Source organism: Schaedlerella sp. (assembly GCF_056796775.1).
Map to the genome: position 1 here is coordinate 39,614 of NZ_JBQIKP010000002.1, position 14,987 is coordinate 54,600.

At 49.4% G+C, this 14,987-nt stretch carries 16 protein-coding genes; 11 read left to right on the plus strand and 5 right to left on the minus strand.

Going from position 1 to position 14,987, the window contains the following annotated elements:
- The first annotated feature begins 386 nt into the window (after window positions 1-386).
- The 11 genes from ACTOY7_RS01280 (at window position 387) to ACTOY7_RS01330 (ending at window position 8,767) form a co-directional block, all read left to right on the plus strand.
- Window positions 387-1,151 carry a hypothetical protein gene (locus ACTOY7_RS01280; protein WP_300884392.1) on the plus strand — a complete coding sequence of 255 codons (765 nt, stop codon included), beginning with the start codon at window positions 387-389 and terminating at the stop codon, window positions 1,149-1,151.
- Entirely contained in the window at window positions 1,112-1,747 is a 636-nt protein-coding gene (locus tag ACTOY7_RS01285) for an IspD/TarI family cytidylyltransferase (protein WP_482672633.1), read from the plus strand. Before ACTOY7_RS01280 ends, ACTOY7_RS01285 begins: the two co-directional genes overlap by 40 nt.
- A 288-nt stretch (window positions 1,748-2,035) precedes the next feature.
- On the plus strand, window positions 2,036-2,647 hold the full coding sequence (locus ACTOY7_RS01290) for a 4Fe-4S binding protein (RefSeq protein ID WP_300884393.1): 612 nt from the start codon (window positions 2,036-2,038) through the stop codon (window positions 2,645-2,647).
- Window positions 2,648-2,793: 146 nt separating this feature from the next.
- Window positions 2,794-3,435: an ABC transporter permease gene (locus tag ACTOY7_RS01295; RefSeq protein WP_300884394.1), complete on the plus strand. Its 642-nt coding sequence runs from the start codon at window positions 2,794-2,796 to the stop codon at window positions 3,433-3,435.
- A gap of 1 nt (window position 3,436) precedes the next feature.
- On the plus strand, window positions 3,437-4,453 hold the full coding sequence (locus tag ACTOY7_RS01300) for a glycine betaine ABC transporter substrate-binding protein (protein ID WP_300884395.1): 1,017 nt from the start codon (window positions 3,437-3,439) through the stop codon (window positions 4,451-4,453).
- A gap of 127 nt (window positions 4,454-4,580) precedes the next feature.
- Window positions 4,581-5,399, plus strand: coding sequence for an ATP-binding cassette domain-containing protein (locus ACTOY7_RS01305; protein ID WP_300884396.1), 819 nt, complete (start codon window positions 4,581-4,583; stop codon window positions 5,397-5,399).
- A 1-nt stretch (window position 5,400) separates the two neighbouring features.
- Window positions 5,401-5,820, plus strand: coding sequence for an Rrf2 family transcriptional regulator (locus tag ACTOY7_RS01310; protein ID WP_160282412.1), 420 nt, complete (start codon window positions 5,401-5,403; stop codon window positions 5,818-5,820).
- A gap of 42 nt (window positions 5,821-5,862) precedes the next feature.
- A complete protein-coding gene (locus tag ACTOY7_RS01315; protein WP_160282413.1) occupies window positions 5,863-6,471 on the plus strand; it encodes a hypothetical protein in 609 nt (202 codons plus the stop codon).
- A 467-nt stretch (window positions 6,472-6,938) separates the two neighbouring features.
- Complete coding sequence (locus ACTOY7_RS01320) at window positions 6,939-7,262, plus strand: hypothetical protein (protein WP_160282415.1); 324 nt, start codon at window positions 6,939-6,941, stop codon at window positions 7,260-7,262.
- A 37-nt stretch (window positions 7,263-7,299) separates the two neighbouring features.
- Window positions 7,300-8,121 (plus strand): ImmA/IrrE family metallo-endopeptidase, encoded by an 822-nt coding sequence (locus tag ACTOY7_RS01325; RefSeq protein WP_160282416.1) that lies wholly within the window; start codon window positions 7,300-7,302, stop codon window positions 8,119-8,121.
- Window positions 8,108-8,767: a hypothetical protein gene (locus ACTOY7_RS01330; protein ID WP_160282417.1), complete on the plus strand. Its 660-nt coding sequence runs from the start codon at window positions 8,108-8,110 to the stop codon at window positions 8,765-8,767. Before ACTOY7_RS01325 ends, ACTOY7_RS01330 begins: the two co-directional genes overlap by 14 nt.
- 46 nt (window positions 8,768-8,813) lie before the next feature.
- On the opposite strand, the gene ACTOY7_RS01335 is transcribed toward ACTOY7_RS01330, so the two are convergent.
- The 5 genes from ACTOY7_RS01335 to ACTOY7_RS01355 all read right to left on the minus strand — a co-directional run bounded on the left by ACTOY7_RS01335 (window position 8,814) and on the right by ACTOY7_RS01355 (window position 14,804).
- Window positions 8,814-11,357, minus strand: a complete 2,544-nt coding sequence (locus tag ACTOY7_RS01335) for an ABC transporter permease (RefSeq protein WP_160282418.1) — start codon at window positions 11,355-11,357, stop codon at window positions 8,814-8,816.
- The gene (locus ACTOY7_RS01340) at window positions 11,354-12,028 is read right to left on the minus strand and encodes an ABC transporter ATP-binding protein (protein ID WP_160282419.1); all 675 of its coding nucleotides are present in this window, start codon (window positions 12,026-12,028) and stop codon (window positions 11,354-11,356) included. The genes ACTOY7_RS01335 and ACTOY7_RS01340 overlap by 4 nt, the downstream gene beginning before the upstream one ends.
- 137 nt (window positions 12,029-12,165) lie before the next feature.
- Complete coding sequence (locus ACTOY7_RS01345; RefSeq protein WP_160282420.1) at window positions 12,166-13,443, minus strand: ATP-binding protein; 1,278 nt, start codon at window positions 13,441-13,443, stop codon at window positions 12,166-12,168.
- Complete coding sequence (locus tag ACTOY7_RS01350; RefSeq protein WP_300884399.1) at window positions 13,431-14,102, minus strand: response regulator transcription factor; 672 nt, start codon at window positions 14,100-14,102, stop codon at window positions 13,431-13,433. The genes ACTOY7_RS01345 and ACTOY7_RS01350 overlap by 13 nt, the downstream gene beginning before the upstream one ends.
- A 129-nt stretch (window positions 14,103-14,231) precedes the next feature.
- A complete protein-coding gene (locus ACTOY7_RS01355) occupies window positions 14,232-14,804 on the minus strand; it encodes a helix-turn-helix domain-containing protein (RefSeq protein WP_160282421.1) in 573 nt (190 codons plus the stop codon).
- Between the last annotated feature and the right edge of the window lie 183 nt (window positions 14,805-14,987).

The window sequence follows — 14,987 nt, forward strand, 5'->3', positions numbered from 1 at the left end:
TACCATACCGTCATGGCTTAGCTTTGAAGCAGAAAAAGCGGGAGTAAATTTTTCCTCTGTTTTGACATCGGCGCTTAAAAGGGAGTTGAAGATACAAAGATAATGTATACAATAGAGAGAATTAAAAAGGGTTCCGGCAGTTTTGAATCAGCCGGAACCCTTTTTTAGTCTGGAAAACAATTCACTTTATCTGATCTACAACCCCCTGATTAGCAACTGGGATCGTTTCTTTATGTCGAATCTTCGTAGAATATCAACTTCTGCGAAAACCTGACGGTAAATAAAAATGCGCTGTATATACGGAAAATCATTCTGTGTGATACAGCCAGACATTCCATATTCTTTGTAACGGGAACAGATTATACATAGGGAAGGATGGACGCGGATTGCCTGAAAAGATATGCAAGACCATTCACCAGTATAACAAAGAGCCGATTCCAAAAGCCGATATGCAGCAGCTCCTGGAAATCGCGGAGGATTATAAAAAGGTGAAGAATTATGTATACGGCCGCTACGGGGGCATCGGCAGTTTATTCAAGATCTATCCGGGATATACGGTGCAGAATGAGATGACGAAGAGCGGGCTTCGGGCAGAGCTGGATATGCCGTCGGTCTATTTTTATCTGGCGATGTTTGACGCGCTGGGAGACATCAAGAGCCAGTGGACCAGGACAAAGTCCAAGGTTCTCAAGCTGGCAAGAGTGAATCAGAATCTGACAGCAGAGGAAAAGCACTATCTTCGTTTTTTATTGAAGGTCAACAATGCATTCGACGCAGTATTAAATGAAAGGCCGGTAACGCTGCAGAAGGAAATCCAGCGAAAGTATGATGAATTTCAGGCACAGGTGGATACGGAAAAACTTCACCGCTATCTGTGCAGGCAGGTCAGAAAATATCATGTGAAGCAGCATGCGGATTCGGTAGCGGGTCTTTCCATTGCAGAACGGGCCTACCGGTATGGAGATTCCGGGATTTATATTTCCACAAAAGAAAAGCGGAAACGGATTTTCATTCCGCTGACAGATCACTGCCAATATCAGTCTCAACTGTATGTCAAATTATATCAGGAGGCACAGGCACCCGCCTGGCCTCCGATATTCCAAAACAGTATATCGAAGTCTATGGAAAGCCGATTATTTCCTATTGCATAGAGAGCCTCTCGGCCCATAGGCAGATTGACGCAATCCAGATCATTGCGGATTCCGCCTGGCAGAAACCGATCCAATCATGGCTTCCTGCTTACGAGCCCGGGAAAAAATTCAGAGGATTTTCCGCCCCGGGAAGCAATCGGCAGCTTTCCATTCTAAATGGACTGGAAGCAATCAGAAAATATGCGGATGATTCCGACTATGTATTTATTCATGACGCCGCAAGGCCGCTGCTTACCCCAAAACAGATCACAGCCTGCCTGGATGCGACAAAAGGGCATGACGGAGTGATCCCTGTGCTTCCGATGAAGGACACGGTTTATTCCAGCGCAGACGGGAAACGGATCACCGCATTGCTGGACCGAAGTGAGATTTATGCGGGACAGGCTCCGGAAGTATTTCGGCTGGGGGTGTACTATGCGGCGAATGTCAGACTGCTTCCGGATCGAATCAAGAATATCAACGGATCGACGGAACCGGCGGTAATGGCCGGGCTGGATGTTGCCATGATTTTCGGAGATGAAAACAATTTTAAGATTACAACAAAGGCGGATCTGGAGAGATTTCAAAGCATTGTGAAGGAAGCTCAATCCTTGTAAAAAAATCTGATTGTGATTTCCTAAATTGTAATTTGAATCAATTATATCTGACTGGATACAATTGATTTTATGAAAAAAGGGAGTACCGGCAACAGCGGGTGCTCCCTTTTTTATAGGCCTTTTTCATAAAATTAAAGAAAGTTAGATGTAACTATTGACATTACATCAAATGTGTGGTAAAGTCTTTGATGTAATAAACAATATTACATCAAAGACAAAGATATTCTGCGGCGATTCGAAAATCTATTCCCGGAAGGAATGGAATATTTTAATGAAACGGAGGAGAAAATGATGAACGAGAAAGCAAAAAAGTATGTAGATTTATTTCGGAAGGTGAAGATTGCGTCTGCGGCGACCGTAGACCAGGAGGGACATCCCCGTAGCAGGATCATCAATGTGATGATCGCCGCGGACGAAGGGATGTATATTGTCACATCCAAAGGCAAGCCCTTTTACGAGCAGCTCATGAATACCGGGGAGATTGCGTTAAGTGCCATGTGTCCGGACTGTCAATCTTTGAAATTTTATGGTAAGATAAGGAAGGCGGAAAAGCTCTGGGTGGATCGGGTATTCGAGGAGAACCCGGGAATGAACGAGGTCTACCCCGGAGATACCCGCTATATCCTGGATGCATTTCTGATCTATGAGGGCTCCGGAGAATGGTTCGACCTGATGCGTTATCCCATCAGCCGGGAGACATTTTCCTACGGGACGGAGGAGGAAATGGCCGGATTCGAGATCACGGATGCCTGTATCGGCTGCGGCTCCTGCGTGAAGGTCTGTCCGCAGAAATGCATTGCCCAAGGGGAGCCATACCGGATCGACCCGATACACTGCCTGCAGTGCGGCGCGTGCAGGGAAGCATGTCCCGCGGGGGCGGTGAGGAAGCTCCATGCATAAGCGGTAAGGAAGCGATATGCATAAGCGGCGGGAATCTATTTCCGGCAGAAGCAGAGAAGTCCCACACAGCCGTCCTGGGAAAGAATGTATGCTGGAAATGCATTCCAAAGTCAGAAAAAGTATACGCAAAAGAGGAGAAAAGACGGATGTTATTCAATGAAGTCATCCAGACTTATCTGGAACGGAAGGACTGGTTTCTGGAGCTGATGCTGCAGCACATCACCCTGGCGCTGATCGCCATTGCGCTGTCGGGAGTGCTGGGGCTCCTGGCGGGGATCTGGATCGCGGAGCATGAGCGGATGTCCGCCCCGGTCCTGGGGATCGCCAATGTATTTTACACAATTCCTTCGATCTCGCTGCTGGGTATGCTGATCCCATTTCTGGGAATCGGAAATAATACGGCGGTGGCAGCGCTGACTATCTACGGGTTCATGCCCATGGTGCGCAACACCTACGCCGGGATTCGGGGCGTATCGCCGGACGTGATCATGGCGGCAAGGGGGATGGGGAGCACGGACTTTCAGATCATGACAAAGATCAAGCTCCCGCTGGCAGCGGGCGTGATCATAGCCGGAGTCCGAAACATGGTAGTCATGACCATTTCCACGGCGGCCATCGCCTCATTTATCGGGGCAGGCGGCCTGGGCGTGGCGATCTACAGAGGTATCACAACCTACAATATGGCACTGACCTTCGGTGGCAGTTTTCTGATCGCGCTTCTGGCGCTGCTCAGCGACCTGCTGCTTGGAAGATTAGAAAAAATGATGAAAAAGAGGAGTGGAAATTGACATGAAGATGAAACAGACAGCAGCACTATTGATGGCAGCCATGCTTGCGTTTGCAGGCGTGGGATGCGGAAACAGCGGAGGAAATGAAAGCGCGGGCGGAAGCGCCGGTTCCGAAAGCTCCGGAAATGAGACTGCAGGCACAGAGGCAGACGGCAGCGATGCGGGAGATGCTGATGAAAATGGATCCTCAAAGGGCTCTGGGGAGCCGATCCAGATTGCCACCAAGCCCATGACGGAGCAGTATATCCTGGGAGAAATGCTAAAGCTCCTGATCGAGGAGAATACGGATTATACGGCGGAGATCACAAAAGGGATCGGCGGCGGGACCAGCAATATCCATCCGGCCATGGAAAAGGGCGAGTTCGATCTGTATCCGGAGTACACCTCCAGCGGCTGGGTCATGGTATTGAAGCATGAGGCAGATGAAGTCAGCGATGAGGAAATGCTGGAAAAGCTGAAAGCAGAGTATGAGGAGCGGTTTGACATGACCTGGGTCGGACTTTACGGCTTTAACAATACCTTTGCGGTCGCCGTGCGCAAAGAAGCGGCGGAAGAATATGACCTGAAGACCACCTCAGACATGGCGACGGTATCGGACAAGCTGGTGTTCGGCGGAAATCCGGATTATATCGAGCGGGAGGACGGCTTCAACCTGCTGTGCGACACCTACGGACTGGACTTTAAGGCAGTGCGGGACATTGACATCGGCCTGAAATACGAGGCCATGGAGCAGGGTGACATTGATGTGACTAATGGATTCACCACAGATGCCCAGCTCAGCCGGGATGATATCATGGTGCTGGAAGACGACAAGCATCTGCAGGTGAACTATTTCTGCTCCACCGTAGTTAGAAAAGATGCCTTGGAAAAATATCCGGGCCTGGAGGATGCATTGATGAAAATGGACGGCATTCTGACGGATCAGGAAATGGCGGAATTGAATTACCAGGTGGAAGTGGAAGGAAAAGACGAGGTGGAAGTGGCGGAAGTATTTCTGAAAGCTAAAGGACTGATGTGATATCTGCATGAGGCGGCATGTCCCTGCGGGACGGGCGGACTTTCGTCCGATGAGGTATACCCAAGGGGCATCCCGTAATGCATGTCCCTGCGGGACGGGCGGACTTTCGTCCGATGAGGTATAAAAAATGGATAGGATTCGATTTGAACATGTAATAAAAAGTTTTGGAGAAAATTGTATATTGGATGATTTCAGCCTGCAGGTGCGGGAGGGAGAATTTCTGACGGTTATCGGAAAATCCGGGTGCGGCAAGACAACCATGCTGAAACTGATCAACGGCCTGCTCACTCCGGATGCGGGGCGGATCTTCGTGGAAGGAAAGGATCTGGCAGGGGCCGACCTGGTGGCACTGCGGCGCAGGATCGGCTATGTGATCCAGAACGGGGGGATCTTTCCCCACATGACCGTGGAAAAAAATATTACCTACGTTCCAGTCATCAGCGGCAGAAAAAATAAGGCCGAGAACCGTCAGCTCGCCCTGCGCCTGCTGCGGACCGTGGGGCTGGAGGAAGAGATGGCCGGCAGATATCCGTCGGAACTTTCCGGTGGACAGCAGCAGAGGGTGGGGATCGCCCGGGCGCTTGCGGCGGAACCCAGGATCCTTCTCATGGATGAGCCCTTCGGCGCGCTGGACGAGATCACCCGGCAGACCATGCAGGATGAGATCCTCCGGCTGCAGAAGGAATTGAAGCTGACCATCGTATTTATCACCCATGATATCCGGGAGGCCATGAAGCTGGGGGACCGGATGCTGGTCATGGAGCAGGGGAAGGTCCGCCAGCTGGATACGCCGGAGCAGATCCGGCAGAACCCGGCGGACGCGTTTGTGCGGGAGCTGGTAAAGGGCTTTGGGCCGGCGGAAGTGTCTGTGCGGGAATCAAAGGCAGATCCCGGGCATTCTGATGCGATGTTCCAGAAAGAGGAATCCAGGAAGAAAGGAGCATAGGATGCAGATTACAAGTAGATTTACGATCGCGGTTCATATGCTCCTGTGTATGGATGTATTTCAGGAGGAGTACAAGGTGACCAGCGAATTTATGGCGTTTAGCATCGGGGTCAATCCTGTGATCGTCCGAAAACTTTTGTCCCAGCTCAAGGATGCCGGACTGGCCGAGGTCCGGCGCGGGCCGGGCGGGGCTGTTCCTGCCAGGCCGCTGGACGAGATCACATTTCTGGACATTTACCGGGCGGTGGACTGCATCGGGGAAAATACGCTGTTCCATTTTCACGAAAATCCCAACCCGGACTGCCCGGTGGGAAAGAATATCCACCGGATCCTGGACGGCCGCCTGGCCCAGGTGCAGGATGCCATGGAGCGGGAATTGGAGTCGATCACGCTGGGGATGGTGAAGGCAGAGCTGAAATGAAGGTGGAGAGACGGCCGGCACAGCATGACGGAAGGGCTTAAGATGAAAAAGGAACTGGATTATTTTCGGATCGGCAATACTTACGGAGGCAATCAGGACTGGTTTCCGGATTTTATGATGAAGATCGGCGGATGCGCTGCCCTTACAGCCTGCGACAGCTGCATCTGCCTTGACCTCTATAAAGGAACAACGCTGTATCCATTTGATATACAGCATCTTACCAAAAAAGATTATATCCGGTTCGGAATGCTAATGAAGCCGTATCTGCGGCCAAGATGGTCCGGGATCGACACGCTGGAGATCTATATGGAAGGCTTCGGGCAGTTCCTGACAGACCGCGGCTGCACAGCCATCGGAATGCGCCCCTTATATGGGAACCGAAGTGCCGCGGAAGCAGAAAGCGCGCTGAAAGGCCAGATAGACAAGGGCCTTCCGGTGCCCTGCCTGCTTCTGAAGCACAAGAAGCGTTCGTTCAAGGATTACGAATGGCACTGGTTTCTCCTGACAGGATATGAGATTCAGCAGAATACCTGTATGGTAAAAGCAGTCACCTATGGGAGCTGGGAGTGGCTGGATCTGGGAGAACTCTGGGATACCGGCTTTCAACGCAGGGGCGGGCTGGTCGTATACTCCGACCATTTCTTTTCATAGATCTCCAATGTTTCGGAATCTGTTTATTCTGCTTGACGGATACGAGGAAACGCCCTATGATTTTAATAACAGAAAAGCATGGTTTACAAGAGCCTATACAACATAATGGTCTGACGGAATGAAGGAAGAGAAAATCAAGATGGAATTTACGGAGGGACAAATGAAAAGAGACCACAGTGTTTATAAAAAATATTGGGACAATTCTACGGTGCATTTTGTAGAAACAGGGATTTAGCTTTTGACTCAATGATCACCAGAGATTATATTGATAAAGGAAAATATTTTCAGAAATACCACTGCATATGAATATAAGGCTAATGGAGAAAAATAAAAATGTATGAAAATATGTTTTTGATAGATATGTAAGAAAGTGATTGACGGGTCAACGCCCTAATGCTATAATTTGAGCATTGTAGCTTATTTTGCCGAAGATGTTTTGCAGTGAAGATTATAAAGGAGGATGCAATATGGCTAACGTAGGAAGAAAGCTTGGTGTAAACATTAGTACGTGCATACGGGAAGCTGATATTAGTCTTGATAGCTTTGCCAAACATTTAGGGTATTCAATGAAAGATGTGTGGAATGTTATCGAAGGAAAGGTTATAATTCCTCCAGCTGAATTAGATAAGATGGCAAGTATTCTTAAAACAACAAAGAGTGAATTGATTAATCATGAATCGGACAGTTTGGTGCCGGAGCTGCAGTATATGAAAGAGTTTAGCAATCCTGATAATTTGGATAGAATATTGGATTTGATGGATGAATATGTGGAACTTAGAGAAGTTGTATAAAAAGCTGTACGAAAGTACAGCTTTTTTGAGGTGGAAAATGGATTGGGAAAAGATAGTGGAACAAATTCCAACAGCAATAGAAAAAGTTAGAAAAGATTATGTTTTGAATAATATGATAATTAAGGACGATATATTTGGAATTTTGGAAAAGCATTGTACAGTTGTATATTATCCGATAGAGGATGAAATTAACTGTGGTTTTCATACAAAACGTTTTGTTAAAGATAAATTAGAGGACTTTGTATATATTAATACTGCAAAGTCTGTTGCTGAACAAGTTTTTGTGGCTGCTCATGAGTTGGGACATGTATGGGGGGTTGCTGCCCAAGTGTGGGAGCTGGCTGGAGAACAAGGCATATTAGAAAGTCAGATAGAAGAGCGAATAATTAATAGATTTGCAGCGGAATTGTTAATGCCAGCAAAAGAATTTAGGAAAACCTTTTGGGTGCATATGGAAAAATTGGGTCTTGACTCTAACAAGCTTAGACTTGTGGATATGATTCGTGTTATGGTGTTACAGATGAATGATTATATGGTTCCGTACGAATCTGTAAGAAGGAGAGCCATCGAAACAAAAATAATCACTCAGAAGATTGGAGATGTTCTTTTGAAGAATGAAGAAACCATATTGCCTTTGGTCAATGCTTTTTCAAAGGATCAGAATACAATGTTGGATAGGGTGACCGCAAAGAAAACAATTCCCGGTTTAAGAGATTTGTTGGAAACTGTTGAAAAAAGCGGAGAACTGAGCATTTATACGATTAATAGGATAAAGAGAGACTTTGATATTGATAATATAAATGGGACTGATGATATTGTGGAAATTTCTATAGAAGGAGGTAAGCATGAGGAAAACTGAGGTTATTGTAGACACCTGTTTTCTTCAAAAGTTATCTTCAGAAGGAAAGGCAATAGACAATATAAAAAAAGTATTGGCTGAGTTAGAGTACATTCCCGTTGCTCATCCGTATATTTATGAACATGAATTATCGTTACATTCATATTTTGTTCGTTTAGTTGAGGAAAAGTATATAAAAGTAATTCAGTATAATGAATTTCAAAAGGATGAAATTGATAAACAATCGTATGAAGATTATTATAGTGTACTATATGAAGATATGAGATTGACTTTGGAAGCAATGAATAGTCCAAAGCAAGTAGAGAAATTATGTTTACATAAAGGACAGACCATATATAATACACATAAGCAAGGTAGCAGCATGGGGGATGTTCATATGATTTTAATGGCATCTTTTTTGCAAATGCCTGTTTTATTAACTGAGGATTCAGATATTGAAATGTTGCGTGATATAGCGAAAAGGCGAATGCGTTTAGGTCAATATTCATTGCAAATACTTAATGGTGTTCAGCTTATAGAAGAGATTGCTAAAAAGCAAAACACTTCGATATCAGTTAAAGAGATAGAATCAATTTTAAAAGCTATGAGAAAACGAGATGTCATATCAAGTATAAAGGCAGTATGGAGAGAAAATCATACTATTTAAACAATTCCAAAAAAGCAGGAGCTGATCATATCTCCTGCTTTTCCGCTTATTCCACCGTCTCAATCGAATCCACAATGCTCATCTTCCCGATCCCATACAGCGGTACGGCAGTCGCCGCCAGACACGCCGCCACGGACACGGCCGCTGCTTCCAGGATTGCCGCCGCAGGCACAGCCGTGAACTGCAGCGTATCGGTGGCTGCGGCCCTGACGAAGATCGTGCAGATATACCCGCACACCCCGCCGATCACCGAAGCGATCAATCCATAATAAGCCCCTTCCCACAAAAAGGTCTGATACAGGCTTCGGCTGCTCATCCCGACCGCACGCTGCATCCCGATCTCATGGATGCGGGTATGGATATTGGTGTAAACGGTATTGATGATATTCAGGATCCCGATCAGCCCGATGAACAGGATCAGTCCCCAGCAGAGCAGACGGATCTGCTCAAAGCTCTCGGCCAGCTGCGCGTCTGCCTCCCGGTAAGACAGCCAGTGGGTTCCCGGATTCTCCGCGCACCAGCCATCCATCCATTTTTCAAAGGCTTTGGCATCCGCATCCTCTGCCAGGGTGGGATAGACGATCGAAAACTGTCCGTTTCCCACCAGACGTTCATACATCGAATCCGCAGTCACAACCTGAATGCCGTTGGTGAATCCGTTGCCGTCCGTTAAAGCATTATCCAGGATTCCGGCGATCCGAAGAGACGTCCCATTTACTGTGATCCTGTCACCTTTTTGAAACTCCGTATGCTCCACCTCGTGCCCTTCGGCGGCAAATGCAATGGGATTTTTTACAAGGCAGGCTTTGCCGTTTCGCAGCTCCTCCAGATCCGTTTCCGACAGGCCCGAGGCCAGCGCTTCCAGACGATCCGGATCTACGGTCCCAAGCTGAAATGTTTCACTGGGACCCGGAGTAAAATCCAGATTCACCGGAAATACGCCCTTTTCATCCTGCGAGTAAACGGTCAGCTTTGTAGCAGAAAGCCCGGATACCATTTCCTGACTTTTGAGCTGCTCCACAGCCTCCGGAGAAATACCGCCGTTTTCATTGGATATGGAATAATCTCCCATGTGCATATCCTGCACGTCCTGGCTGGCGTCCAGCAGGCCGCTGAAGCTCTGCAGGGCAACGAAAACGGTGATGCTCATGACAATGGACAAAATGGTGATCACCGTGCGGCCGGGGTTCCGCCGGAGATTGAGCCGTGCGTAAAATGCTTCGAAGTTCCGAATCTTTTTCTGCTTCCTGCGGCGCCGCCGGATCTTTACAGTCTGCCCACTCATGGCTGCTGTCGGAGACACACGGGAAGCGTACCGGGCGGATGGGAATGCGGCCAGTACTGCAAAAAGCAGCGTGACAAAGACACTCAGGAGCATGGGCAGGGGACCGCCGGTCCTGCTGCCTGCGACCATATTATTTAATTCCTGCGTATTCTCAGCCAGAAACAGATCCGGGTTCAGCATGCCCAGCGCCGCGGTCAGAATCCCTTTTGCCGAAAGGCTTCCCAGCGCCAGCCCCAGAGGAAGGCCGATCCCGCAGAGGATCAGAAGCTGCACAGTCACCAGAAGATAGAGCTGTTTCTGCTCGCTGCCGATCGCCCGGAGCGTGCCGTATTCGCGGATGCGTTTCGTGACGGCCACCCGCAGGATATTGTAGATCACCAGACCGGCAGCCAGCAGGATCAGCACACCCACCAGCACGCACGCCGCCGCCATGAACGGAAAACCATTTCCGGTGTCCGAATCCGATTTTTTGTCATAGGAAATGCCCAGCGCATCCAGAAGGACCCAGTTGTACTGGATGTCGTCTTCCGGCACCTGCAGTTTTTCGGCCAATTCCCGCACAATGGATTGAAATTGTTCCCGGCTCTTTGTCTTAAAATCCGTAGAATACAGGAAATACCGTTCCGGAAGCAGCTTTTCCGCTGATCCCTCGCCGATCACTCCATCCAGTGTTCCGCTTATATAGCCGATATAGTGATCTTCCAGGATTCCGGTCAGTACGAAATCCGCGGTATACTCATAAGGAGGCTGAGTGTCCGCTTTCAGGCCGACGCTGACGGGCAGCGTGACGGTATTGCCCAGACGGATGCTCTGTGATGTGCCGTTATTTTCTTCGCCGCCGATTTGCGATACGTCAGAAGCTTTGCTGTCTATATCGAACCCCAGATACCGCAGTGCTTCCCCGGAGAGCGCGATCTCGCCTGCTTTCTCCGGAAGCCGGCCCTCCTTCAGTGCTCCGACGGAAGGATATGCCTGCAGTCCATTGTCATGATATTCCCGAAGAGAAAGAGTCAGGCTGCTGTTTTTCAGAGGGACGGATCCCAGAAAGATCCAGCTGCCTACATCTTCCAGGCGGGAATCCGACAAAAGGGCCTGATGCTGTGATTCATTCAGTTGATGGAACGTGGCATAACGGTCCCCGTTCAGACCGGCCGCCTGGTCCTCGCGCATCGTCTGCAGAATGCCGATGGACTGCCCCATGGCGGAGGTCGCGGCGGCAGACAGGATCACGGCGATGAGGATCAGGACAGAGGTGACCTTCTGGGCCTTCAATTCTTTCCATGCCAGTGCTAAATAAGATTTCATGCCGCATTCACCTCCGAAAGTACCCCGTCCACGATCATAAACCGGCGCTCGGCCATCTGTGCGATCCGTTTATCGTGGGTAATGATCACCAGCGTTTTTCCCATGCTCCGCCAGATATTTTTCAGCAGCTCCATGACTTCGCCGCCGCTTCGGCTGTCCAGGTTGCCGGTAGGCTCATCCGCAAAGATGATATCCGGTTTGGCGATCAGGGCCCGTGCAATGGCGGTCCGCTGCTGCTGTCCCCCGGAAAGCTCATGAGGCAGATGGGTGAGCCGCTCCCGGATTCCCAGCAGTTCCGTAAGCTGATCCAAATATGTTTCATCCGGCTGTTTTTTGTCCAGAAGCAGAGGCATGATGATATTTTCCCTCGCGGTCAGGACAGGAAGCAGATTGAACTGTTGAAAAATAAAGCCGATGCGCTGCCGCCGGAACGCGGACAGCTCCCGGTCCCGAAGCCCGTAGATGTCCCTGCCGTCATAGACGAGACTGCCGGAGGTGGGCCGGTCCAGCCCGGACAGCAGATGGAGCAGGGTGCTCTTGCCGCTTCCGGATGGCCCCATGATAGAAATGAAATCTCCCGAGGCGATCTCCAGGCAGGCACGATCCAGCGCCGTGACCTTCCCTCCGCCGGTTCCGTAGATCTTTGATAATTCCTTTGCTTCGATATTCATAAAAATAACACTCTCCTTTTTGTCTGGTTTGACAGCAAAAGCTGTCTGGCCGGAAGGGATTGGGAACATTCCATCCGGTGATGACATAAGAAGAGTGTATCTGGTAAATCTCAAGAAACGCTCAAGGTTTTGGAACTTTATTCTATTTTGAAAAATGCGGCTGCCTTTGCGCCGGAGCCTTCGATATTTTCCAATGTCAGCCTCCCGCCGTGCTTCAGACATATGGTCTGGCAGCTATACAGTCCCATGCCGAAATGGGTGCCATTTTCTGCTGAGACTTTGGAAGGCTTTGCATCGTCCATGATCGTTTCGGAACATGCTGTGCATTCCGCTGCCTTTCTGGAGTATGTTGTGTATTGTTTGACTTTGCCAAATGGTTTCGGCCCGTTCTGCAGCAATTCGTCAGGAAATCCAGGACCGTCATCCATTACGGACAGCAGTAAAAAGGAATCTGCAATTTCCAACCCGATCATCAGCTCACGCTCTGCAAAACGCGCCCCATTCGCAATCAAATTTTCAGCAACCGTCATAAATAATCCATGGTCAATTGCCACGGCCACTGTCTCAATCACTGACGTATCTATCCCGACTGCTTTAGTTTCCGCCGTCTTCGTTCCAAAGGATTCACACTCCTGCATCGTGATTCGGCAGGAAAGCCCAGGCGCGAGCAGCCGTGCCGTATCCTCCAGTTCCCGATACAGCAGATCGCATGCAATCATTTTTCTTTGCACAGACACCTGCTCCAGCCGCTGGATGCTGCTCATGCTCTCGATATACTGCTCAATGCGGAGCGTATAATCCTCCAGCCGGCCGATGGTCTGCTCATCACAGATCCCCTTCCGCAGCAGCTTGGCGGTTCCCTTTAAAACCGTGACCGGATTGCGCAGGTCATGTGCAAAGGCGGCATTCAGCCGTTTCCGTTCCTCGGCCTGCCGCCAAAGCGTCTGGTTATTGGCCAGCAGGTTTTCCCGCATTTTCTCAAATGCCCCGCAGAGCTGCCCCAGCTCATCCTGGCCGGAGGGTGCCGGGATCACAAAATCCAGGTCATCCTGCATAATACGCTCTGTACTGCTTTTCAGGATATGCAGAGGTTCTTTCAGCTTGGTCCGATAAAATAGAATGGAGGTCAGCAGGATCACAAGCGTGAAGATCAGGATCGGCAGGGCGATCAGCAGGACTCCCAGCAGAGAACCGACAGCCTGGGACCAGGCAGGCGGAGCAGACGCCTCCGGATGTATAATGGTGACCGACGGATTTGAACTGATCTCTATGGAGGCGGTGGCCTGCGGAAGCGTCTGGATCAACCGGTTGCATCCGATAAAGGCACCGATGGAAAGAAGGGACGCCAGAAGCAGACCGAAAAACATCATCGCAAACAATGCATTTTTTAAACGCATCCGCTTTATCCAACCCATTTGTAACCCACCCCCCAGACTGTCTCAATATAGCTGCCAGGCGAAGCACCGGAAAGCTTGGCGCGGATCTTCCGGATATGTTCCATGATCGTATCGCTGCTTCCGCCTCCGTCCAGCCCCCAGACAAGCTCATAGATCCTCTCCCGGTCAAAAACCTGTCCGGCATTCATGGAGAGCAGCTCAATAATGTCAAATTCCCGTTTGGAGAACGAAATATTTTCCCCGTCCAGATGTACGGTCCGGGCGGAATAGTCGATGGACAGATTCCCGAAAAAACGCACCGCCGCATTGCCCTGCCGCCGCTGCTCCCTCCGCAGATGCGCGGCGATCCGGGCGCCGAGCTCATCCAGGTCAAAGGGCTTTACGATATAGTCGTCGGCCCCGGCCTGGAATCCGATGATCTTATCCGAGGACTCAATACGCGCCGTCAAAAATAAGACCGGACAGCTGACGTACTCCCGGATCTGCTGGCAGACCGCGAGCCCGTCCATCTCCGGCATATTGATGTCAAGCAGGATCAGGTCCGGCCGGGCGGAGACCTTTTCCAGGGCCTCCCGTCCGCTGTACGCAGTCAGGATATCGTATTCTGATTGAAAATAACTCCGGATCATGTCTACGATGCCGGGTTCGTCATCTACGATTAAAAGTTTTGGTCTCATGATAATGCTCAACTCCAATCGTGCTCATTTGCGCGGCGGCAAACCGACAGTTCCTTACTGGCCTGAGGTTTATTTCAGCAGAACAATACGCCGGCGTGCCTTTCGCATGGGGAATCTTTCCAGGGAAGGTCATTTCGGAAAATGCAGCGTATTCCAGACCGGCGGGCTGATAGTACAGAGGACCTCCGTGATATCATCCGTCTCATTGATGCACGTGTGGGGAATGTCTTCCCGGATGATGGTCGTGTCGCCTTCCCGAAGGACAATGAGATCGTCTCCGAGCATCAGGTTCAGGGTGCCGGAAAGGACGATCAGCGTTTCCTCGGAGTGATGTACGATCGGAATCTCGCTGTCCCGGGAATGGGGCTGCATGACCGCCCTCATCACTAAAACCCTGGGCAAAAAATTTTGGGAAGGAAGAGGGGTGAGAAATTCGTATTCAACGACATTTTTTTTCGTATGCACGGATATCCTTTCTTCCCTGCGGATCGTCAGGCCGTCGTTTTCCTTTTCCTCCTCGATCAGTACATAGATCGGCACGTCAAATTCCTTCGCGATCTTCCGAAGGGAGGACAGGGATGGCTCTGCCTCATCCCGTTCCAGCTGTGAAATATATCCGATGGACAGACCCGTGCGTTCCGCCAGGTCTTTGATCGTCAGGTTTAATTTTTTACGGTATTTTCTGATTTTATTATCTGCCATAAATACTCCTTATATTGCGATTACTTTTATTCTACTGTTTTTGTGTAGATTCTGCAAGAAAAATTTCCGCCTGGACAGTTGCAGTCATGTTTACAAAAAGCATATTATGAATATTCGGCTATTGACTGAACCGGCAATGATTTCCCTTAAGAAATTAGTTGACTGATAATTATACATATAGTA

Excerpts from the sequence above, each read along its gene's own strand:
- ACTOY7_RS01290 (WP_300884393.1), top strand. The coding sequence starts at position 2,036 with ATGATGAACGAGAAAGCAAAAAAGTATGTAGATTTATTTCGGAAGGTG.
- ACTOY7_RS01295 (WP_300884394.1), top strand. The coding sequence starts at position 2,794 with ATGTTATTCAATGAAGTCATCCAGACTTATCTGGAACGGAAGGACTGG.
- ACTOY7_RS01300 (WP_300884395.1), top strand. The coding sequence starts at position 3,437 with ATGAAGATGAAACAGACAGCAGCACTATTGATGGCAGCCATGCTTGCG.
- ACTOY7_RS01305 (WP_300884396.1), top strand. The coding sequence starts at position 4,581 with ATGGATAGGATTCGATTTGAACATGTAATAAAAAGTTTTGGAGAAAAT.
- ACTOY7_RS01310 (WP_160282412.1), top strand. The coding sequence starts at position 5,401 with ATGCAGATTACAAGTAGATTTACGATCGCGGTTCATATGCTCCTGTGT.
- ACTOY7_RS01315 (WP_160282413.1), top strand. The coding sequence starts at position 5,863 with ATGAAAAAGGAACTGGATTATTTTCGGATCGGCAATACTTACGGAGGC.
- ACTOY7_RS01320 (WP_160282415.1), top strand. The coding sequence starts at position 6,939 with ATGGCTAACGTAGGAAGAAAGCTTGGTGTAAACATTAGTACGTGCATA.
- ACTOY7_RS01325 (WP_160282416.1), top strand. The coding sequence starts at position 7,300 with ATGGATTGGGAAAAGATAGTGGAACAAATTCCAACAGCAATAGAAAAA.
- ACTOY7_RS01330 (WP_160282417.1), top strand. The coding sequence starts at position 8,108 with ATGAGGAAAACTGAGGTTATTGTAGACACCTGTTTTCTTCAAAAGTTA.
- ACTOY7_RS01335 (WP_160282418.1), bottom strand. The coding sequence starts at position 11,357 with ATGAAATCTTATTTAGCACTGGCATGGAAAGAATTGAAGGCCCAGAAG.
- ACTOY7_RS01340 (WP_160282419.1), bottom strand. The coding sequence starts at position 12,028 with ATGAATATCGAAGCAAAGGAATTATCAAAGATCTACGGAACCGGCGGA.
- ACTOY7_RS01345 (WP_160282420.1), bottom strand. The coding sequence starts at position 13,443 with ATGGGTTGGATAAAGCGGATGCGTTTAAAAAATGCATTGTTTGCGATG.
- ACTOY7_RS01350 (WP_300884399.1), bottom strand. The coding sequence starts at position 14,102 with ATGAGACCAAAACTTTTAATCGTAGATGACGAACCCGGCATCGTAGAC.
- ACTOY7_RS01355 (WP_160282421.1), bottom strand. The coding sequence starts at position 14,804 with ATGGCAGATAATAAAATCAGAAAATACCGTAAAAAATTAAACCTGACG.